The organism is Gordonia sp. J1A (genome assembly GCF_055393515.1).
This window is the reverse complement of record NZ_AP041607.1, coordinates 678,827-698,542: the sequence shown is the minus strand read 5'-3', so window position 1 is coordinate 698,542 and position 19,716 is coordinate 678,827. Positions and strand designations below refer to the sequence as shown.

Here is a 19,716-nt window from a genome sequence, read left to right as displayed (position 1 = left end):
GGCGGCCGTCGAGTCATCGAGCAGAACGCACTGGCGCCAATTGCCTCGTGAATGCGTCACGGCCCGCGATATCGCACAAATGGCGCAGGAGGATGCGATCCGGAAGAATTCGACTTACCCGAATGACGCGGCCCCAGAACAGGGTTTGCGGCGCATTCACAATGCGGCCGATCATCTGTGATTCACGGACCACCCGCCGCACTCGGCGACGCCTCACGTCATGGAAGAGCTGCAGTGCATCCTCCGGACCCGCACTCGTGCGGAGAGCGGCCGCCAGTACGACGGAGTCTTCGATCGCCTGACATCCGCCCTGCCCCAGATGCGGACGCATCGGGTGAGCAGCGTCGCCGATGATCACCGCACGACCGTCGTGCCACCGGCGTGCGACGGGCCGGTCGTACAGGTCGTGTCGCATCAGCGCCGAAGACGGCGTCGCTGCGATCACCGCGTCGACCGGCTCCGGCCAGCCTCTGCCGACGCGAGCGACCTCGGCGCGCTCGTCGTCGAAGACCGCGGCCTCCGGGGCCTGTGCCGTGGCGAACCAGTACGTCCGCCCGGCCGGAAGCGGCACCGCGCCGAACTGCGACCGCGGGCCGATCATCTCGCCCGCGAGATCGGGATCGATCGAGATGTCGGCCACGCCACGCCACGCGGTGTACCCGGCGTACCTGCTCGACAGACGGTCGTTGAAACCGCGGGCGATACGGGAATGCGTTCCGTCCGCGCCGACGACGAGATCGGCTCGCATCTGAGCACCGTCGGCCAGGGTCACGACTGCCTCGCGGCCCACGGTGCGCACGGTCTGCACGGCGACACCGGTGCGCACGGAGTCGGTGGGCAGCGCACTGGCGAGCACCTCGTGCAGCGTTCCCCGCAGAATGACGGCGAGTTCCTCGCCGGCCGCCGCGGCGAGCGCGCCCGGCGGAGGCTTCCGGATCCACGTTCCGTCTCGCCACCTCAGTGCTCCGCCGCCCACGCGTGCCGACTGCGACCGGACCGCGTCGCCGAGGCCGATCCAGTCCAGTGCTGCCAGCGCGTTCGGCCAGAGACTGATGCCCGCGCCGCCGGTCGACTGCCGTCGAGATTCGAGAACGACCACGTCATGTCCGTCGCGGACCAGGGCCGCGGCAGCGGTCAACCCGGCGATGCCCGCACCCACGACGACCACCCGCACGGCGACTACACCCCGGTGAACCGTCCGGGCCGCTTCTCGAGGAACGCGGCGACGGCCTCCCGATGGTCCTCGGTGTGGTGCGCCACCGCCTGCATGGTCGCCGAGAGCTCGAGTAGCTGGTCGAGGGTCTGCTGCGAGGACTCCCGCAGGAGCTTCTTGGTCATGCGCACCGCCACCGGTGGGTTCGCGGCGATCCGCGACGCGATCTCACGAGCGGTCGGCAACAGATCGGCCGGTTCGACGACGCGCGAGACGATGCCCCACTCGAGCGCCGTCGCGGCGTCGACGCGATCGCCGGTCAGTGCCATTTCTGCGGCCCGCGCCGGCCCGATCGCCCGGGGCAGCAGCCACGCGCCGCCGTCGCCGGGGATCAGCCCGAGCTTCACGAAGCTCTCGGCGAAGAAGGCCGTGTTCGAGGCGATCCGGATGTCGCACATCAGCGCCAGATCGCACCCGGCGCCCACCGCGGGGCCGTTGACGGCCGCGATCACCGGCACCTCGAGCGCGTACATCGCGCGCGGTATCCGCTGGATGCCCTCGCGATAACCGACGCGCTGCTGGTGCGGAGCCCCGCCGAACAGACCCGCCGCGGCCGCCATGTCTTTGACGTTGCCGCCGGCCGAGAAGGCCGAACCGGCGCCGGTGAGGATCACCGCCCGGACCGACTGGTCCCGGTTCACCGCCGTCGCCGCATCGACGAGTGCATCGATGGCGTCGTCCTCGGAGATGGCATTGCGGGTCTCGGGTCGATTGACGGTCCAGGTCACGACGTCGCCGTCGCGCTCGACCAGCAGCACGTCGCCGCTCACAGAAGTTCCAGAATCGTTGCGTTCGCCATACCTCCAGCTTCGCACATGGTCTGCAGACCGTACTGGATCCCGTTGTCGCGCATGTGGTGGACGAGCCGGGTCATCAGAATCGCGCCCGACCCGCCGAGCGGGTGGCCCACCGAGATGGCACCGCCGACCGGATTGAGGACGTCGTCGGAGGCACCGATCTCGGCCTGCCAGGCCATCGGGACCGGCGCGAAGGCCTCGTTCACCTCATAGGCGCCGATGTCGGACACCGCCAGTCCCGAGCGTTCCAGCGCCTTGGCGGTGGCGGCGATCGGTCCGGTGAGCATGATGACCGGGTCGTCGCCGGCGAGGGTCGCGGTGTGCACCCGCGCCATCGGCCGCCAGCCGTTGGCCGCGGCGATCTCGCTGGTCGTCACCAGCAGGGCGCCGGCACCGTCGGAGATCTGCGAGGCGTTGCCCGCGGTGATGACGCCCTCGGGGTCGAACGGGGTCTTGAGCCCGCCGAGCTTCTCCGCCGTGGTGCCGCGGCGCAACCCCTCGTCGACGGCGAGGCCGTCCGGGATCGGAGCGATCTGCGCATCGAAGGCGCCTGCGTCCTGCGCGGCGGCGGTGCGCTCGTGCGAGCGGGCCGAGTACTCGTCGAGCTGCTGCCTGCTGAAGTTCCAGCGCTTGGCCATCATCTCGGCGCCGAGGCCCTGGTTGAAGCCGTCCACGCCGTATCGGTCGAGCACGGACGCCGGATAGGGAGCACCGTCACCGCGTGCGGCACCCATCGGTACGCGCGACATGGACTCCACGCCACCGGCGACGGCGATGTCGTACTGTCCGGCGATCACGCCGGCGGCGGCGAAATGCACCGACTGCTGACTCGAGCCGCACCGACGGTCGACGACGGTCGCCGGAACGGACTCGGGCCAGCCCGCGGCCAGCACGCCGACCCGGCCGATGCTGCCCGCCTGGTCGCCGACCTGGCTGACGCACCCCCAGATCACGTCGTCCACGCCGGCGGGATCGAAACCCACGCGGTCGGCCAGCGCCGACAGCACGTGCGCGCTCAGGTCGCCGGGATGGATCTCGGACAGGCCGCCGTTCCGCTTACCGATCGGAGTACGGACGGCATCGACAATCACTGCATCTCGCATGCCGTCCTTCATACCCTAACAAGCGCTCGGTTGGGAAGGAGGCGTCCCGATAGTTGACCTGGCTGTAACGCCGCTCTGCACGCGCCGAAACAGTTCCACGGAACCGTGACTGGCATGTCCCTGGAACCGCTGGCTCCCACTGCCGTCGACACCGTGTGCGGTTACTGCGGCGTGGGTTGCGGACTGACCCTCGACGTCGCGGACGGGGCCGTCACCGGGGCGCGGGGCACCAAGAGCCATCCGGCCAATCGGGGCAGGCTGTGCACCAAGGGCGCCACCACCGCCGACATGCTGCGCGCCCCCGGACGACTCACCACCGCTCTGATCCGGGAGCGGCGCGACGGTGACGCCCGACCCGCCGACGTGGACGACGCGATCGCCGAGACCGCCCGCCGACTGACACGGATCCGTGACCGCCACGGCCCCGAATCCATCGCGGTGTACGTCTCCGGCCAGATGTCACTCGAAGCACAGTATCTGGCGAACAAGCTGGTCAAAGGCTTCCTCGGCACCAACCAGATCGAATCGAACTCCCGGCTGTGCATGGCGAGTGCGGGGACCGGCTACAAGCAGTCGCTCGGTGCCGACGGACCGCCCGGCAGCTACGACGACATCGACCACGCCGACGCCTTCCTGGTGATCGGTTCCAATATGGCCGACTGCCACCCGATCCTGTTCCTGCGCCTCCTCGACCGGGTGGCCGCGGGCGCCCGGCTGATCGTGGTCGATCCGCGGCGGACCGCCACGGCCAGCAAAGCGCACATCCATCTCCCGGTCCGGCCGGGCACCGATCTCGCACTGCTCAACGGCCTGCTGCGGCTCATCGTCGACGAAGGCGGGCTGGACGAGGAGTTCGTGGCCGCGCACACGCGGGGGTGGGACGCGCTCGCCGCGATGCTCGACGACTACCCGCCCGAACGAGTCGCCGAACTCACCGGCGTCGACGAGGACGCCCTGCGGGAGACGGCCCGCATCCTCGCCGGCGCCGAGAACTGGATGACCCTGTGGACGATGGGGCTCAATCAGTCGACGCACGGGACGTGGAACACCAATGCCGTCTGCAACCTCCATCTCGCCACCGGAACCATCTGCCGGACGGGATCCGGCCCGTTCTCGCTGACCGGGCAGCCCAATGCGATGGGCGGTCGCGAGATGGGCTACATGGGTCCGGGCCTGCCCGGGCAGCGCAGCGCGCTCGATGCCGGCGACCGCGCCGACGTGGAGGCAGCCTGGGGTCTCGAACCGGGGACGCTGAGCACCGATCCGGGCGGCGGCACCGTCGACATGTTCGAGGCGATGGCCGATGGCCGCATCCGCGCCGCGTGGATCATCTGCACCAATCCGGTGGCCTCGGTGGCGAACCGCTCGACCGTCGTGCAGGCCCTCCGGCGCGCGGACTTCGTCGTGGTCCAGGAGGCCTTCACCGGAACCGAGACCTGCGAATACGCCGACATCGTGCTGCCCGCCGCACTGTGGACCGAAGCGCAGGGGACGATGGTGAACTCCGAACGCAGCATCAGTCTCACCTCCCCCGCCGTAGCGCCGCCGGGCCAGGCGCGGGCCGACTGGGAGCTGATCTCCCAGATCGCCCGCGGCATGGGCTTCCGCGACGGGTTCTCGCACGCCGACGCGGCGGCCGTGTTCGACGAGATCCGCGGCTTCCACAATCCGCGGACCGGCTGGGACCTCCGCGGCGTCGACTACGCGAGGCTGCGCGAAGGACCCGTTCAGTGGCCGGCGGCGCCGGGCGGACCGGCGCGCAATCCGATCCGCTACCTCAGCGACGACCCGGCCGAGCCCGGTCCCCTCTTCCCCACCCCGGACCGGCGCGCGCGGTTCCTCGCCCGCCCGCACATGCCGCCCGCCGAACTCCCCGACGACGACTATCCGATGGTCCTGACCACCGGTCGGCTGGCGCACCAGTGGCACACCATGACGAAGACCGGCCGGGTCGCGAAACTCTGCCGGCTCGACCCCGGCTCCTTCGTGCAGATCCATCCCGACGACGCACGCCCGGCGGGTATCGGCGACGGAGACATGGTGGAGGTGCGATCCCGCCGCGGCGCGGTACGGGTACCCGCGCGCGTCGACGACGCGGTGAGCGCCGGCGTCTGCTTCGTCCCCATGCACTGGTCCGACGCCTTCGGCGAGATGCTCGCGGTGAACGCCGTGACCACCGATGCCGTCGACCCCGATTCGCTGCAACCGGAGTTCAAGGCGTGCGCCGTGGCGCTCACCCGGCTCTCCGGACCGGTGCCCGATAACCAGGAGCCGCCCATGACCACCGCCGATCCGACCGCCGCCGATCCGACCGCGACCGAATCGTCGTCGCTGGCCGTCGCCCTGCGCGTCGACGCCGGCGAGCCCGTGCTGACCGAGACCGAGCGCGGCTATCTGGCGGGTCTGCTGCGCGGCCTGACCGCCAATCCGCCCCGCGACGCGGTTCCGACGGTCCCGTCACAGGCGCCGCTCTCGGAGCCGGCCCGGATCTGGGTCGACGGAGTGCTGGCCGGATACTTCTCCCGGGTTCCGATGACGGGACCCGGATCCGCGTCCGTCGTCGATTCACCGGCGCGCAGAATCCGGCTCGTATGGGCGTCGCAGACCGGCACCGCGGAGGAGTACGCGGCGCAATGCGCCGGCGCATTGCGCGACGCCGGCTTCGACGTGATCGATGCGAGCGCCGAACGCACCGGACTCGGCGACCTGGTCGGCGACGTCCTGTTCATCGTCTCGACCACCGGTGACGGCGACGCACCGGATGCCGCCGTCGGACTGTGGGACGCGCTCGCCGGCGCGTGCGCGCAAGACGTGGACGGACTGCGCTTCTCAGTTCTCGGGTTCGGCGACTCGTCGTATGCGGATTTCTGCGGTTTCGCCCGCAAACTGGACGCACGGCTGGCGACGCTGGACGCGCAGCGGATCGCGCCCGCCGGATACTGCGAGCCCGACTACGACACCGCGGCCGCCGCATGGCTCGCCGGGGTGGTCGCCGTGCTGGACTCACCGGCCTCGCCGGACGACCCCGACACCGCTGCCGACTCCCGGACCTGCGCCGAATCCCCTCCGGCTCCGGGCTATTCACGGAAGAACCCGTTCACCGCGCGCGTGCTGGAGAACGCAGTCTTGACGACGGGTACAGCGAAGGAGGTGCGCCGCATCGCGTTTCATCTGCCGCCGGGCTCCCTCGAGTACACCGCCGGAGACGCCCTCGGCGTGTGGCCGCGCAACAGCGAGACGCTGGTCGACGAATGGCTCGCGCGCACGGGGCTCGACGGCGCGGAGGCGGTGACCGTCGACGGCGCCCCCGTCCCGCTCCGGCAGGCGCTCACCGAGGACTACGAGATCGCCGACTGCTCCCGCGATCTGGTCGCCTTCGTCGCCGAGCGGACGGGCGACTCCGAACTGCGCGCCCTCCTCGACGATCCGGCCGGCTTCGCCGACTGGGCGTGGAACCGCCAGTCGGTGGACCTACTGGCCACTCATCCGGTCTCGGCCACCGCGGCGCAGTGGCTCTCGGTGTGCCGACGGCTGCGCCCCCGCCTCTACTCCATCTCCTCCAGTCCGTCCGCGCACCCGGAACGGGTGGAGGCCACCGTCTCGGTGGTGCGGTTCGGCGACGAGTCCGCGCCGCGCCGGGGCGTGTGCTCGGGATTCCTGGCCGATCGCGGCCCCGCCGACCTCGCGCGCATCTTCATCACGCCCAACAAGAAGTTCGGCCCGCCCGTCGACCCGGAGGCTCCGGCGATCATGATCGGTCCCGGAACCGGAATCGCTCCGTTCCGGGCCTTCCTGCACGAGCGGGCCGCGTCCGGGGCCGCCGGCGACAACTGGATCTTCTTCGGTGAACGCCACCGCGCCACCGAGTTCTACTACGAAGACGAGCTCGCCGGGTTCCGGGAGGCCGGGGTCCTCACGCGACTGGACACCGCCTTCTCGCGCGACCAGCCGGAGAAGGTGTACGTCCAGCATCTGATGCGCGAGCGCGCCCCGGAGATCTGGGAGTGGCTGCGGCGCGGCGCGCACGTCTACGTCTGCGGCGACGCCAAGCACATGGCGCGCGACGTGGACGACACCCTCAAGCAGATCGTGGCCGAACACGGGCGTCTCGCGCCGTCCGGCGCCGAGAACTATCTGCGGGCGCTCTCCGCCGAAGGCCGGTACGTCCGCGACGTGTACTGAAGCCGCACCCCCGTCGCCCCCCCCGACTCGAAACATGCTCGAAACCCGGTGCGGGACTCGTCATCTGACCGCAACGCGACCCGAGCGGCATCGCAACACCCCGTTCGTAACGTCGCTTCCGAGCCGAACGGATCGGCTGCGAACTCGAGTGGAAGGACCTGGAGTCGATGAGCGAAACCGTGGTGGTCATCGGACACGGAATGGTCGGGCACCGCTTCGTCGAGGCACTTCGCGCCCGGGACGTCGACGGCGGATGGCGAGTGGTGGTGCTCGGCGAGGAGACCGACCCCGCGTACGACCGCGTGGGGCTCTCGGGATACGTCGGCTCCTGGGAGCGGGCCGAGCTGGCGCTGGCGGGCAACCGCTACGACGGCGACGACGCCGTGGAGTTGCGGGTCGGGGACGCCGTCGTCGCGATCGACCGCGACCGTCGCGTGGTGCGAACCGCTTCGGGCGCCGAGATCGCCTACGACGCGCTGGTGATGGCGACCGGATCGCGAGCCTTCGTGCCGCCGGTCCCGGGACACGAGACGCCGGGCTGCCACGTCTACCGGACCCTCGACGATCTGGACGCCATCCGCGCCGACGCGGAGCGGGCCCTCGCGCGCGATGCCCGCACCGCGCCGGTCGGCATGGTGGTCGGCGGCGGGCTCCTCGGACTCGAAGCCGCCAACGCTCTTCGATTGATGGGTCTGGCGCCTCACGTGGTGGAGATCAACCCGAGGCTGATGCCTCAGCAGGTGGACGCCGGGGGCGGCGAGCACCTGGCCCGGATGATCGGCGAACTCGGGATCGAGGTGTCCCTCTCGTCGGGCACCGAGTCCATCGAGCCCGGCGACGCCGGCGTGCGTGTCACACTCGCCGACGGCACGGTGGTCGACGCCGCACTCCTGGTGTTCGCCGCCGGGGTCCGTCCCCGCGACGAACTCGCCCGCGACTGCGGTCTCGCGGTTGCCGAACGGGGCGGGATCCTCACCGACGAGCGCTGTGCCACCAGCGACCCGTCGATCTACGCGATCGGCGAGGTCGCGGCGATCGACGGTCGTTGCTACGGCCTCGTGGCCCCCGGCTACGCCACCGCCGAGGTGGTCGCCGACCGGCTGCTGGGCGGCTCTGCGGTGTTCCCCGGCGCCGACATGTCCACCAAGCTCAAACTGCTCGGCGTCGACGTCGCCAGCTTCGGCGACGCGCTGAGCGCCACTCCCGGAGCGCTCGACGTGGTGGTCTCGGACCCGATCGGCGGCGTCTACGCCAAGCTCGTGCTGTCCGACGACGCGTCCACCCTGCTCGGCGGCGTGCTCGTCGGCGACGCGAGCGCATACGGCCTCCTGCGCCCGCTGGTGGGATCGAGCCTGCCGGGAGACCCGGTGAGTCTGATCAGCCCGGCCGGCGACGCACCGGCCCTCGGGGTGGGCGCGCTCGGCGACGACGCGCAGATCTGTTCGTGCAACGACGTCAGCAAGGGCACGCTGTGCGCCGCGATCGCCGACGGCGCATGCGATGTGGCGGCCCTCAAGGGCTGCACCGGCGCGGGCACGTCGTGCGGCTCGTGCGTTCCGCTGCTGTCGCAGATCCTGGCCGAGGAGGGAGTCGAGCAGTCGACCGCCCTGTGCGAGCACTTCGCGCAGTCGCGCGCCGAGCTGTTCGAGACGATCAGGGCCTGCGACATCCGGACCTTCTCCGGCATCGTCGAACGGTTCGGCACCGGCACCGGCTGCGACATCTGCAAGCCGACGGTCGCGTCCATTCTGGCGTCGATCGGCTCGGGCCACATCCTCGACGGCGAGCAGGCCTCGCTGCAGGATTCGAACGATCACTTCCTGGCGAACATCCAGCGCAACGGCACCTATTCGGTGGTCCCGCGGATGCCGGGCGGCGACGTCACGCCCGAACAGCTGATTCTGATCGGCGAGATCGCCCGCGACTTCGGTCTGTACACCAAGATCACCGGCGGTCAGCGCATCGACATGTTCGGTGCCACCGTCGACCAGCTGCCGCTGATCTGGCGGCGCCTGGTGGACGCCGGGATGGAGTCGGGCCACGCCTACGGAAAGTCGCTGCGGACCGTGAAGAGCTGCGTCGGCTCCGACTGGTGCCGGTACGGTCAGCAGGACTCCGTTCGGATGGCGATCGATCTGGAACTGCGGTACCGCGGGCTGCGGTCGCCGCACAAGATCAAGATGGGCGTCTCGGGCTGTGCCCGCGAGTGCGCCGAGGCCCGCGGGAAGGACGTCGGCGTCATCGCCACCGAGAAGGGCTGGAATCTGTACGTCGGCGGCAACGGAGGCATGACTCCCAGGCACGCGCAGCTCCTGGCCGGCGACCTGGACGATGCCACCCTCGTCGCCTACATCGACCGTTTCCTCATGTACTACATCCGCACGGCCGAACGACTTCAGCGCACCGCCGCCTGGCTCGACGGACTCGACGGCGGCATCGATCGGCTCAAGGCCGTCGTGGTCGACGACGTGCTGGGTCTGGCCGACGACTTCGAAGCCGACATGGCCCGCCACGTCGACGCCTACGAATGCGAATGGAAGGGCGTCCTCGACGACCCGGACAAGCTCCGGCGGTTCGTCTCCTTCGTCAACGCGCCCGGCGTTCCCGACCCGACGGTCGCCTTCGGCGAGAGCCACGGGCGCCGAGTTCCGGTCCTGCTCGGTTCGCCCGCGCTGCCGCAGTCGTGAACCGGCCCGTTCCGCCCGCCCCCCGAACACACCTGAAAGGTCTGTCATGACCCTCGCCTTCGACCTCCACCGTTGGACCCGCGACTGGACCGCCGCGTGCCACATCGACCGGCTCGACCGCCTGCGCGGCGTGGCCGTGCTGCTGCCGGACGGCGCGCAGGTGGCGCTGTTCCGGCTCGCCGACGACACGCTCCGCGCGGTGGGCAACATCGATCCGATCGCGCGTGCCGCGGTGATGTCGCGCGGCATCGTCGGCGACCGGAACGGTTTCCCGGTGGTCGCCTCGCCCTTGAAGAAGGAGGCGTTCAGCCTCATCGACGGACGCTGCCTCGATTCCCCCGGAGTGCGGATCCCGGTGTACGGCACCCGCATCGGGCTCGACGGGACCGTATTCGTGGCGAACTCCCCCGACATCCGGTTCGGCTTCCGGCCCGAGGGCTTCAGGGCCGCCACGAGTTCGCCGGCGAGCCCGCGATGACCGTCCTGCTCGTCGCGCACGGCACCCGCGACCCACGGGGCGTGGAACTGATCTATCGGCTCGCCGACGAGATCGGACGCCGCCGGGACGAGCCGGTGGCGGTGAGCTTCGTCGACGTCGTCGGGCCCTCGCCGAGCGACCTGCTCCCCGATCTGCCCGACGGCCCGGTCACGGTGCTGCCCGCGTTCCTGGCGCGCGGACACCACGTGCGGGTCGACATCGCCGCGCACCTGGCCGCGGCCCGCCGGCCGGTGCGGCTGGCCCCGGCACTGGGACCGTCTCAGCTGTTGACCCGGGCGCTCACGATCCGCCTGGCCGAGGCCGGGGCGACGAGCGATGACGCCGTCGTCCTGGCCGCGGCCGGCTCCGCGGACCCGGTGGCGCAGCGGGACATCGAGACCACCGCGCACCTGCTGTCCGCGCGGCTGGCCACACCGGTCCGCATCGCATTCGCGAGCACCCGCGCGGACTCGCCTCACGCATCGGTCCCGGACACCGTCGCCGCCCTCCGTGCGGACACACCCGGACGCCGGATCGCGGTGGCGTCGTACCTGCTCGCCGACGGGCTGTTTCAGCAGCGCCTGGACGACTCGGGGGCCGACGTCGTCGCCCGCCCCCTCGGCCTCGCGGCACCGGTCGTCGACGCGGCCTGCGGCCGGATCGACTCGGCCGGCGAGTTCACTGCTCGTCCAGTGCCAGCCGGTAGCCGCGTTTGACGACCGTCGCGATCATCTCGCGGCATCCCAGCGCGGTCCGGAGCCTGCCGATCGCCACCTCCACCGCATGTTCGTCACCCGCGCCGATCACCGCGAGCAGATCGGTGCGCGACACCACCGTGCCCGGCCGCTGAGCGAGGGCCTTGAGCAGACGCAGCGCCGACGCGGGCACGTCACGGACCTCTCCGTCGACCACCACCGCCGAGGCATGCACGCCGAGGCGGTGCCCGGCCACCGCGAGTTCGGACTCCCGGACCGGCAGATCCTCGGCCACGAGCCGCGCCAGCGCGCCGAGCCGCATCCGCTCCGGCCAGCGCGCGGCGACCCCCGCCAGCTCGAGCGGCGCGGCGGTCACCGGGCCCACGCAGTAGACGGCGACCGCCTCCCGGAGTGCGGAGACGAACGGCTCGCGCACGCCCAGCTGAGTCGATCGCGTCAGCATCGACACGGCGGCCGGACCGGAGGTGAAGGTCACCGCGTCCAGCCGGCGGGCGGCGACGTCGTGGATCAGCGCATCGAAGTCGCCGAGATCGGCGGGCCGGCGCCAGCTGTAGACCGGCACGGAGACGACATCGGCTCCCATCGCGATGAGACCGTCGACGAAGTCGCGGTTCGGGTCCCAACCGTCGATCGCACCGTGCAGCTGAACCGCCACTCGCCGACCGGCGACGTCGTCGGGGCTCAGGTGCGCCAGCACTTCGGCCGACGACTCCGACTCGGGCGACCATTCCTCGCGCAATCCCGCCGCACGCAACGCCCCGGTCACCTTCGGCCCGCGCGAAAGGATGCGCGCGCCGGCGAAGGCGCCCATCAGCTCGTCGGCCAGCCCCCATTCGTCCGCGGCCTCGATCCACCCGCGGAAGCCGATTCCGGTCGTCGGGATCAGCAGATCCGGCGGCTTCGCGATCACCGCATCGGTGCCCGCGCGCAACGCCGGGTCGTCGGCCAGCGGCACCATCTCGATCGCCGGTGCGGCGACCACTCGTGCGCCTCGTCGCATGAGCAGCGCGCCGAGCTCCTCAGCTCGGCGCGCTGCGGTGACGGCGACGGTGAACCCCGCCAGCGAGGGCGGGGCCGACCGGTCGCCGGTGGTGGCAGAACTCATGAAGACAGCTTCGCAGACTGCGGTGCGCCGGGCGCATCGGCCGCCGCGCGCGGCACTCCGACGTACGCCCGCCAGGTGACGGCCGCGGCGACGAGATAGAAGGCGGCGAAGACCACCACCGCGACGGTCGCCGACCCGGAGCTCAGATACGACTGTCGCAGCACCATGTTGATCCCGACGCCGCCGAGTCCGCCGACCGCGCCCGCGATCCCGATCACCGCTCCAGACATGGCTCGCGAGTACGCCGCCCGCCCGTCCTCGTCGAGCGGCAGCGCGCGGGACTTCGCGTCGAACACCGACGGGATGATCTTGTACACCGAGCCGTTCCCCATCCCGGAGAGCACGAAGAGCGCCACGAAGCCCACCACCTGAACCTCGAGGGACGAGCCCACCAGGAGGACGGCCGCGGCGCCGACCATGCCGGCGAACACCCCGAGCGTCACTCGGCTGCCGCCGATCCGGTCGGCGAGCCTGCCGCCGTACACCCGTGCCACCGACCCGAGGAGCGGGCCGATGAAGGCGATCTGCGCGGCGTGCAGTGAGGCCTGCGCCGCGGTGTCGCCGCGGTCGAGGAAGTTCAGCGCCAGTACCTGCGAGAAGGCGAAAGAGAACCCGATGAACGAGCCGAAAGTCCCGATGTAGAGCAGCGAGATCAGCCACGTGTCGCGGTCGGTGATCGCCGACCGCATCGCGGACAGGTCCACGCCCGGCCCCTCGAGGTTGTCCATGAAGAGCGCGGCGCCGAGCCCGGCCACCGCGAGCAGCACGAGGTAGACCGCGCACACCCAGTACGGTTCGCCGACCCCGGTCCACGCGATCACCAGCAGTCCCACCAACTGCACCGCGGGCACCCCGAGGTTGCCGCCGCCCGCGTTCAGACCGAGGGCCCAGCCCTTGAGGCGCTGCGGATAGAAAGCGTTGATGTTCGTCATCGACGACGCGAAGTTGCCGCCGCCGAACCCGGCGAGTGCGGCGCACAGCAGGTACACCCAGAGCGGCTGACCCGGATTCGCGAGAAGGACGATCGTCGCCGTCACCGGCACGGTCAGCACGACGGCCGAGAAGACCGTCCAGTTGCGGCCGCCGAATCGCGATGTCGCCAGGGTGTACGGGAAACGCAGCAGAGACCCGGTGAGGGTGGCCACGGCTCCGATGAGGAACTTGTCCCCCGCCGAGATGCCGTAGACGTCCGACGGCATGAACAGCACCATCACCGACCACAGCGTCCAGACGGAGAATCCGACGTGCTCGGCGACCACCGACCAGATCAGGTTGCGCCGCGCGATCGCCGATCCGCCCGCCTCCCATGCCGCGGTGTCCTCCGGATCCCAGTCGGTGATCGTCCTCGACGCGAATACTGCTCGTCGTTCTCGGGGTCGGGTGTGAGCTGGTCCCATCCGCACGCGGTGCCTCCTTCGTCCGCCCGGGCATTCGACCGGGTCGCGATCGACGCTAGGCAGGCGGTGTTGCGGGCGGTCGCCGCGGCGATCACGGGCGCGTAATGAAGCCCTCACCGACATGCGGGGAGCCGTGTGAGCAGCCTGAAACACGGCGGAATGCCGCAGTTCCGACGGTTCCGAGATGTTCCCAGAATGCTGCCAGTCGCGCGCCAGATCCTCCACAGACGGGGTCCATAAATTCATCTGTGTCGGACGCGAGATACGCGAGCGGAAATAGCCGCCGAGCCGACCGGATAAGGAGAATGACATGGCATTCGACAACAACCGCCGCCCCGAGCAGAACAACCGTCAGAACTTCGGATTCGCGCACCCCGCTCCGCGTCGGCGTCGTGAGCGTCGCTGGGATGCCCGCAATCACCGCTGGTACTGGATCTGGGTCCGCTGACCAGGTGTGAACTGATCGGGTTCCACACCCTCGGATGCGCCGGTCCCGGAAATGTATTCCGGGACCGGCGCCTCGGCATTTCTTTTGAAGAAGAATCGGTCCGATTCGAAAGATTACAGGAGATCACCCAAATGACATTTCTCACCGCGATGCGCCGATTCTCCCATTTCGCCTCCGGACATCGCGTCGCACTGAGCGGTGCCGCATTCTTTCTACTGGTCGCAGCCGCATGCGACGCCGTCGGCGTGTTCTTCCTATCCGATGTCGTCGACGGTGCCCTCGGTTCCTCCGACTGGCAGTCGTTCGCGCGTCTCGCCGCACTGTGGCTCGCCGTGACCGCGGTCAGCGTCGGTGCCGACTACGTCGGCACCCTCCTGTCGACGGTGGCCTCCGAAGGTGTGGTGCTCCGGCTGCGCACCGCTCTGTTCGCGCACGTCCAGCGGTTGGCGCCGATCACGCATCGGCGCCGCGGGCTCGGCGACCTCGTCGTGCGGCATTCGAGCGACCTGGAAGCCGTCGAGCACTTGATCGGCACCGGGATGATGTCCCTGGCGGTGGCGGCCGCCAACGCGCTGGGTCTGATCGTTGCCGCGTTCGTCATGAGCCCGGTCGTCGCGGGGGTCGCACTGGCCGCATGCCCGGCCCTGTGGGCGGTCTCGTCGTTCTTCGGGAGGCGCCAGAGCCGGACGACGCACGCCGAGCGCGCCGCGAACAGTGACATCGCCGATGCCGTCTACTCCGCGCTGGCCGGCCACGAGACCACCGTCGCGTACAACCGCGAGCGCGACGAGGCCGACGAGCTGGAGCGCCACGGCCGCCGATGGGCACGCACCCGGGTGTCGCAGACCCGCATCGAAGCCGGCTTCGGCGGAGTGCTCGGCTTCGCGCAGGTGTGTCTGTCACTCACCGTCACCCTCGTCGGCGTCTGGCAGGTGCGTGAGGGCGCACTCAGCGTCGGCCAGCTGCTGGCACTGTCGGGCTACCTGGCGATGCTGTATCCCAAGCTCCAACAGATCGCCGACGTGCGGCTCGCGGTGGCCGAGGCATGCGTGAGCGCCGAGCGGATCGCGGAGATCCTCGACGAACCGGTGCACCGTGCCGAACTCGGCGACGCGCGGCCGCTGCCACCGGTCCCGAGTGGCGCCCCCGTGCCCGTGCGGCTCGACGGCGTCTGCTTCGCGTACGACGGCAGGCAGATCCTCCGAGGCGTCGACCTGGAGTTGCGGCCGGGTGCCATCACGGCTCTCATCGGCCCCAGCGGCACCGGCAAGTCGACGCTCGCATCGCTGATCTGCGCGCTGGAGGATGCGGAGTCCGGCACCGTCACCGTCGGCGGCCACAACGTGTCCGAGGTGACCGGCGCGTCGGTCCGCGAACAGGTCACGCTGCTGCCGCAGACGGCCCACATCCGGCCGGGGACGGTGGCCGACAACATCGCGTTCGGCCGTCCGACGGCAGGCCGGGAGGAGATCATCGAGGCGGCGCGCGACGCCGGCGCCCATCGGTTCATCGCCGCGCTGCCGGACGGATACGACACCGTGCTCGCCGGCGACGGCTTGGAACTGTCCGGCGGACAGCGCCGACGGATCACCATCGCGCGGGCGATGCTCCGGAACACGCCCGTCCTGATCCTCGACGAGCCGACGGCCGCGCTCGACGACGAGTCGGTCGCCGGAGTGATCGGGCCGCTGCGCCGACTGGCCCGCGGACGCACCACCCTGCTCATCACTCACGATTCGCGGCTGACCGCGATCGCCGACGAGGTGGTGCGACTCGAGGACGGACGAATCCGCCGGGTGTCAGCTGCGCAGGTCGAGCACGCCGAGCGCGTTGCCGAGGATGGTGCCGAGATACAGGACCCCGTCGCGCTCCGCGACGGCGGTGACGAAACCGAAATCGAGGTCGTCGATCCGCACCTCGCGGGCCATCGTGCCGTCGAAGTCGAAGGCCTGTACCCAGACCACCTCCTCCGGCGTCGGACCGACACCCTGCGGGACCCGCGCGAGCACCTTCCGGGCCCGCAGCGGAAGCCGGAAGATGCCCTCCAGCACAGCATTCCGCGGTGAGGCGAGCGCCACCCACAGTCGCCCGTCGCTGCCGATCGACATGTTGTCCGGATAACCGCCCAGACCGTCGAGGAAGACCTCGGAGGTGCCCGCCGCCGGTCCGGTGAGCCAGTACCGCGAGATCCGGGAGGCCCCCGTCTCCGCGACCAGCACGTAGTCCTCGGCGGGGCCCAGGACCACGCCGTTCGCGAACTGCAGATCGTCGCGCAGCACCTGGACCTCACCGCTCGGCGACAGTCGCATGAGCCTGCCGGTCCCGGAGTGCTCGATGATGTCCGCCCGCCAGCGGTCGAACATGAAGTTCTGAGACGACGACGAGAAGTACAGCGTTCCGTCGGAGGCGTGGGCGACGTTGCTGGCGAACCGCAGCGGCCTGCCGTCCACCGTGTCGACGAGCACTCGTGCGCGCGAGCGATCCGGATCCAGGACGAGCAGCCCGCGATCGTGGTCGCAGATGTAGATCGAACCGTCGGCACCGTAGTCGAGGCCGAGGAGCCGCCCGGCGGTGTCGGCCAGCACGCTGATCTCCCCCGTCGACGGCTCCACCGACAGCAGACGACCGTCGTCGAGTCCGGTCACGACCCGCCCGTCGGGCAGGCAGATCACGTCCTCGGGTGCGGTTCCGGGAAGGGCGATGCGGCGAAACGAGGTCACGGCCAAGTCTTAGCAGCAAATCGGCGGCGGTGTGTCCGACCCGCCGCTTTATATGCATCGGAGTTCATATGAACCCTATTGCATAGAACTAAGGTGCATTGCTACGGTGTCACGCATGGCACTCGAGCACGCGATCCTCGTCTCGCTCTCCGAGCGGCCCGGGACCGGGTACGAGATCGGGCAGCAGTTCTCGCGGTCGATCGGATACTTCTGGTCGGCTACGCACCAGCAGATCTATCGGACGCTCAAGAAGCTGCACTCCGACGGGCTGGTGAGCTTCGAATCCGTGGCACAGGACGGCCGCCCGGACAAGAAGGTGTACACGCTCTCGCAGGCGGGACGCGACATGCTCGCCGAGTGGGTGAACAGCCCGACGCCGCTCCCGCCGCTGCGCAGCGATCTCGGAGTCAAGCTGCGCGCCGCCGATCTCGGCGACCTGCCGACGGTGATGGCCGAACTCCGCGCCCACCGCGACGAGGCCGCCGCGATGCTCGAGGTGTATCGGGGATGGGTGGAGCAGTACTACCCCGATCCCGATGCCTTGTCCGGACGCAAGCTGAACCAGTACCTGGTGCTCCGCGGCGGGGTCCGGATGAGCGAGCAGACCGTCGACTGGTGCGACGAGGTGCTCGACCGCTTCCAGCGCGAACTCGAGCGCTCTGCCGCCGTCGCCGCCCCGCAGCACTGAATTCCACAGAAACCACTGCATCCCACCGATACCCACAACGAGAAAGGTCGCCCAATGACAGCCCAGACGGCGCCCAACGCCCACTTCCCCAGACTGTTCGAACCGCTTCGGATCGGCGGGATCACGCTCGACAACCGCGTCGTCATGGGATCGATGCACACCGGCCTGGAGGACCGGTTGTGGGACACGCCCAAACTCGCCGCCTACTACGCCGAACGCGCCCGCGGCGGCGTCGGGCTCATCATCACGGGCGGTTTCGCACCGTCGCGCACCGGACAGCTGCTGCCCTTCGCGGGCAAGATGACGAACCGTGCCGATGTGCTCCGGCACCGCGAGTTCACCAAGGCCGTCCATGCCGAGGGCGGAAAGATCGCCTTGCAGATCATTCACGCGGGGCGCTACGGGTATACGCCCTTCAAGGTCGCCGCCGGCAGCGAGCCGAGCCCGATTCACCCGTTCAAACACCTCAAGATGACCGAGCAGATCATCTGGCATGTGATCCGCTCATTCGGCACCGCGGCGCAGCTCGCGCACCGAGCCGGCTACGACGCGATCGAGCTGATGGGCGGCGAGGGATACCTGATCAACCAGTTCCTCTGCCCGCACACCAACGACCGCACCGACAAGTGGGGCGGCAGCACCGAGAACCGTCAGCGCTTCCTCGTCGAGATCATCAAGGACGTGCGCAGGAAGGTGCCGCGCGAGTTCCCGGTCATCCTGCGCCAGAGCGTCGCCGACTTCGTGAAGAACGGACAGACCTTCGACGAGATCGCACTGCTCGCCAAGCGGGCCGAGGAACACGGCGTCGACGCCATCAACACCGACATCGGCTGGCACGAGGCCCAGGTACCGACGATCGTGACGTCGGTACCGCGGGGCGCGTTCGTCAAGTTCACCGAGCGGCTGCGCGATGTGGTGGACATCCCGCTGATCGCGTCCAACCGCATCAACACCCCGGACTTCGCCGAGGAGATCCTCGAGCGCGGCAAGGTGGACGCGGTGTCGATGGCCCGCCCGCTGCTGGCCGACCCGGAGTTCGTCGACAAGGCGCGCACCGGCCGCGCCGACGAGATCAACACGTGCATCGGCTGCAATCAGGCGTGCCTGGATCACGCCTTCGTCGGTCAGAAGGTCTCGTGCCTGCTGAACCCGCGCGCCGGCCGCGAGACGGTCCTCACCCTGGGGGCCACCCGCACGGCCAAGCGGGTGGCCGTCGTCGGAGCCGGTCCCGCCGGGCTGTCGGCGGCCGTCTCCGCCGCGCAGCGCGGCCACCGCGTCGACCTCTACGAGGCCGGGCCGGCCATCGGCGGGCAGTTCTCCATCGCCGCCCGCATCCCCGGCAAGGAGGAGTTCAACGAGACCATCCGGTACTTCACCCGCCAGCTCGAGATCAACCACGTCGCCGTTCACCTCGACACCCGGGTGGGCGCACAGGAGCTCATCGACGGCGGGTACGACCAGGTGATCGTCGCGACCGGCGTGGTCCCGCGCGTGCCTGCGATCGACGGCATCGACCACCCGATGGTCATGTCGTACGCCGACGCGGTCCTCGGCCACCGCGAGGTCGGCAAGCGCGTGGCCGTCATCGGTGCGGGCGGCATCGGATTCGACGTCACCGAATTCCTCACCACCGATGAGTCGCCGACACTGAACCTCAAGGAATGGGAGCAGGAGTGGGGCGTCACCGACGACCTCGACACTCCCGGCTTCCTGACCGAGCCGAGGCCGATGCCCGCCGTGCGCGAGGTGTACATGGTGCAGCGCAAGCCGGGCAAGCAGGGCAAGTCGCTCGGCAAGACCACCGGCTGGGTGCATCGTGCCGCGGTCAAGATGAAGGGCGTCGAACAGATCTCCGGCGCCACCTACGACAGGATCGACGACGCCGGCCTGCACATCACGCTGCACGACAAGGAGGGCAACGAGGTCGGCAAGCGCCTGCTCGAGGTGGACAACGTCGTCGTCTGCGCCGGTCAGGAATCGGTGCGCGACTTGGTCGACCCGCTGACCGCGGCCGGTGTGATCACCCACGTCATCGGCGGTGCCGACCTCGCGTCCGAACTCGACGCCAAGCGCGCCATCCGGCAGGGCACGGAGGTCGCCGCGGGCTTGCCGTGAGGTGCTGCTCTCTACGATGACTCGGTACCCGCATCGGAACGACGGCGCCCGCAACCAGAAGAGAAGA

The 19,716-nt window shown here is 70.0% G+C and carries 13 protein-coding genes and 1 pseudogene; 8 read left to right on the top strand and 6 right to left on the bottom strand.

All coding sequences use genetic code 11. The features are described 5' to 3' along the window. Positions 1 to 13 precede the first annotated feature (13 nt). Genes ACZ5QD_RS03210 through ACZ5QD_RS03200 form a run of 3 tightly spaced genes read right to left on the bottom strand, consistent with a single transcriptional unit; the run spans position 14 to position 3,113 of the window. A complete protein-coding gene (locus ACZ5QD_RS03210; RefSeq protein WP_006896605.1) occupies positions 14 to 1,174 on the bottom strand; it encodes an FAD-dependent monooxygenase in 1,161 nt (386 codons plus the stop codon). Positions 1,175 to 1,179: 5 nt separating this feature from the next. Next, positions 1,180 to 1,983 (bottom strand): crotonase/enoyl-CoA hydratase family protein, encoded by an 804-nt coding sequence (locus ACZ5QD_RS03205; protein WP_101841592.1) that lies wholly within the window; start codon positions 1,981 to 1,983, stop codon positions 1,180 to 1,182. Continuing rightward, complete coding sequence (locus ACZ5QD_RS03200; protein ID WP_039867527.1) at positions 1,980 to 3,113, bottom strand: thiolase family protein; 1,134 nt, start codon at positions 3,111 to 3,113, stop codon at positions 1,980 to 1,982. The genes ACZ5QD_RS03205 and ACZ5QD_RS03200 overlap by 4 nt, the downstream gene beginning before the upstream one ends. A gap of 114 nt (positions 3,114 to 3,227) precedes the next feature. Between ACZ5QD_RS03200 and ACZ5QD_RS03195 the strand changes: the two genes are divergently transcribed. The 4 genes from ACZ5QD_RS03195 to ACZ5QD_RS03180 all read left to right on the top strand — a co-directional run bounded on the left by ACZ5QD_RS03195 (position 3,228) and on the right by ACZ5QD_RS03180 (position 11,176). Further along, positions 3,228 to 7,295 carry a bifunctional nitrate reductase/sulfite reductase flavoprotein subunit alpha gene (locus tag ACZ5QD_RS03195; RefSeq protein ID WP_006896602.1) on the top strand — a complete coding sequence of 1,356 codons (4,068 nt, stop codon included), beginning with the start codon at positions 3,228 to 3,230 and terminating at the stop codon, positions 7,293 to 7,295. 167 nt (positions 7,296 to 7,462) lie between these two features. After that, positions 7,463 to 9,982: a nitrite reductase large subunit NirB gene (gene nirB, locus ACZ5QD_RS03190; protein WP_006896601.1), complete on the top strand. Its 2,520-nt coding sequence runs from the start codon at positions 7,463 to 7,465 to the stop codon at positions 9,980 to 9,982. Positions 9,983 to 10,028: 46 nt separating this feature from the next. Then, positions 10,029 to 10,460, top strand: a complete 432-nt coding sequence (gene nirD / locus ACZ5QD_RS03185) for a nitrite reductase small subunit NirD (protein ID WP_006896600.1) — start codon at positions 10,029 to 10,031, stop codon at positions 10,458 to 10,460. After that, a complete protein-coding gene (locus ACZ5QD_RS03180; RefSeq protein ID WP_006896599.1) occupies positions 10,457 to 11,176 on the top strand; it encodes a sirohydrochlorin chelatase in 720 nt (239 codons plus the stop codon). The genes nirD and ACZ5QD_RS03180 overlap by 4 nt, the downstream gene beginning before the upstream one ends. Here the strand turns inward: ACZ5QD_RS03180 and ACZ5QD_RS03175 are convergent. Next, positions 11,139 to 12,281, bottom strand: a complete 1,143-nt coding sequence (locus ACZ5QD_RS03175; protein WP_006896598.1) for a uroporphyrinogen-III synthase — start codon at positions 12,279 to 12,281, stop codon at positions 11,139 to 11,141. The genes ACZ5QD_RS03180 and ACZ5QD_RS03175 overlap by 38 nt on opposite strands. Then, positions 12,278 to 13,678 carry an MFS transporter gene (locus ACZ5QD_RS03170; protein WP_006896597.1) on the bottom strand — a complete coding sequence of 467 codons (1,401 nt, stop codon included), beginning with the start codon at positions 13,676 to 13,678 and terminating at the stop codon, positions 12,278 to 12,280. Before ACZ5QD_RS03170 ends, ACZ5QD_RS03175 begins: the two co-directional genes overlap by 4 nt. A gap of 310 nt (positions 13,679 to 13,988) precedes the next feature. Between ACZ5QD_RS03170 and ACZ5QD_RS03165 the strand changes: the two genes are divergently transcribed. Beyond that, positions 13,989 to 14,126, top strand: coding sequence for a hypothetical protein (locus ACZ5QD_RS03165; RefSeq protein WP_156150514.1), 138 nt, complete (start codon positions 13,989 to 13,991; stop codon positions 14,124 to 14,126). Between the two features lie 131 nt (positions 14,127 to 14,257). After that, positions 14,258 to 16,192, top strand: coding sequence for an ABC transporter ATP-binding protein (locus ACZ5QD_RS03160; RefSeq protein ID WP_006896596.1), 1,935 nt, complete (start codon positions 14,258 to 14,260; stop codon positions 16,190 to 16,192). Positions 16,193 to 16,201: 9 nt separating this feature from the next. Here ACZ5QD_RS03160 and ACZ5QD_RS03155 read toward each other — a convergent pair. Next, a pseudogene (locus ACZ5QD_RS03155) lies at positions 16,202 to 16,846 on the bottom strand (SMP-30/gluconolactonase/LRE family protein); the annotation flags it as partial. Between the two features lie 115 nt (positions 16,847 to 16,961). Here ACZ5QD_RS03155 and ACZ5QD_RS03150 point away from each other — a divergent pair. Both ACZ5QD_RS03150 and ACZ5QD_RS03145 read left to right on the top strand, forming a co-directional pair. Further along, complete coding sequence (locus tag ACZ5QD_RS03150; RefSeq protein ID WP_006896595.1) at positions 16,962 to 17,534, top strand: PadR family transcriptional regulator; 573 nt, start codon at positions 16,962 to 16,964, stop codon at positions 17,532 to 17,534. A 54-nt stretch (positions 17,535 to 17,588) separates the two neighbouring features. After that, on the top strand, positions 17,589 to 19,649 hold the full coding sequence (locus ACZ5QD_RS03145; protein WP_006896594.1) for an NADPH-dependent 2,4-dienoyl-CoA reductase: 2,061 nt from the start codon (positions 17,589 to 17,591) through the stop codon (positions 19,647 to 19,649). Positions 19,650 to 19,716: the final 67 nt, after the last annotated feature.

Excerpts from the sequence above, each read along its gene's own strand:
- ACZ5QD_RS03195 (WP_006896602.1), top strand. The coding sequence starts at position 3,228 with ATGTCCCTGGAACCGCTGGCTCCCACTGCCGTCGACACCGTGTGCGGT.
- ACZ5QD_RS03160 (WP_006896596.1), top strand. The coding sequence starts at position 14,258 with ATGACATTTCTCACCGCGATGCGCCGATTCTCCCATTTCGCCTCCGGA.
- ACZ5QD_RS03145 (WP_006896594.1), top strand. The coding sequence starts at position 17,589 with ATGACAGCCCAGACGGCGCCCAACGCCCACTTCCCCAGACTGTTCGAA.
- ACZ5QD_RS03180 (WP_006896599.1), top strand. The coding sequence starts at position 10,457 with ATGACCGTCCTGCTCGTCGCGCACGGCACCCGCGACCCACGGGGCGTG.
- ACZ5QD_RS03165 (WP_156150514.1), top strand. The coding sequence starts at position 13,989 with ATGGCATTCGACAACAACCGCCGCCCCGAGCAGAACAACCGTCAGAAC.
- ACZ5QD_RS03150 (WP_006896595.1), top strand. The coding sequence starts at position 16,962 with ATGGCACTCGAGCACGCGATCCTCGTCTCGCTCTCCGAGCGGCCCGGG.
- ACZ5QD_RS03175 (WP_006896598.1), bottom strand. The coding sequence starts at position 12,281 with ATGAGTTCTGCCACCACCGGCGACCGGTCGGCCCCGCCCTCGCTGGCG.
- nirD (WP_006896600.1), top strand. The coding sequence starts at position 10,029 with ATGACCCTCGCCTTCGACCTCCACCGTTGGACCCGCGACTGGACCGCC.
- ACZ5QD_RS03200 (WP_039867527.1), bottom strand. The coding sequence starts at position 3,113 with ATGCGAGATGCAGTGATTGTCGATGCCGTCCGTACTCCGATCGGTAAG.
- ACZ5QD_RS03170 (WP_006896597.1), bottom strand. The coding sequence starts at position 13,678 with ATGGGACCAGCTCACACCCGACCCCGAGAACGACGAGCAGTATTCGCG.
- nirB (WP_006896601.1), top strand. The coding sequence starts at position 7,463 with ATGAGCGAAACCGTGGTGGTCATCGGACACGGAATGGTCGGGCACCGC.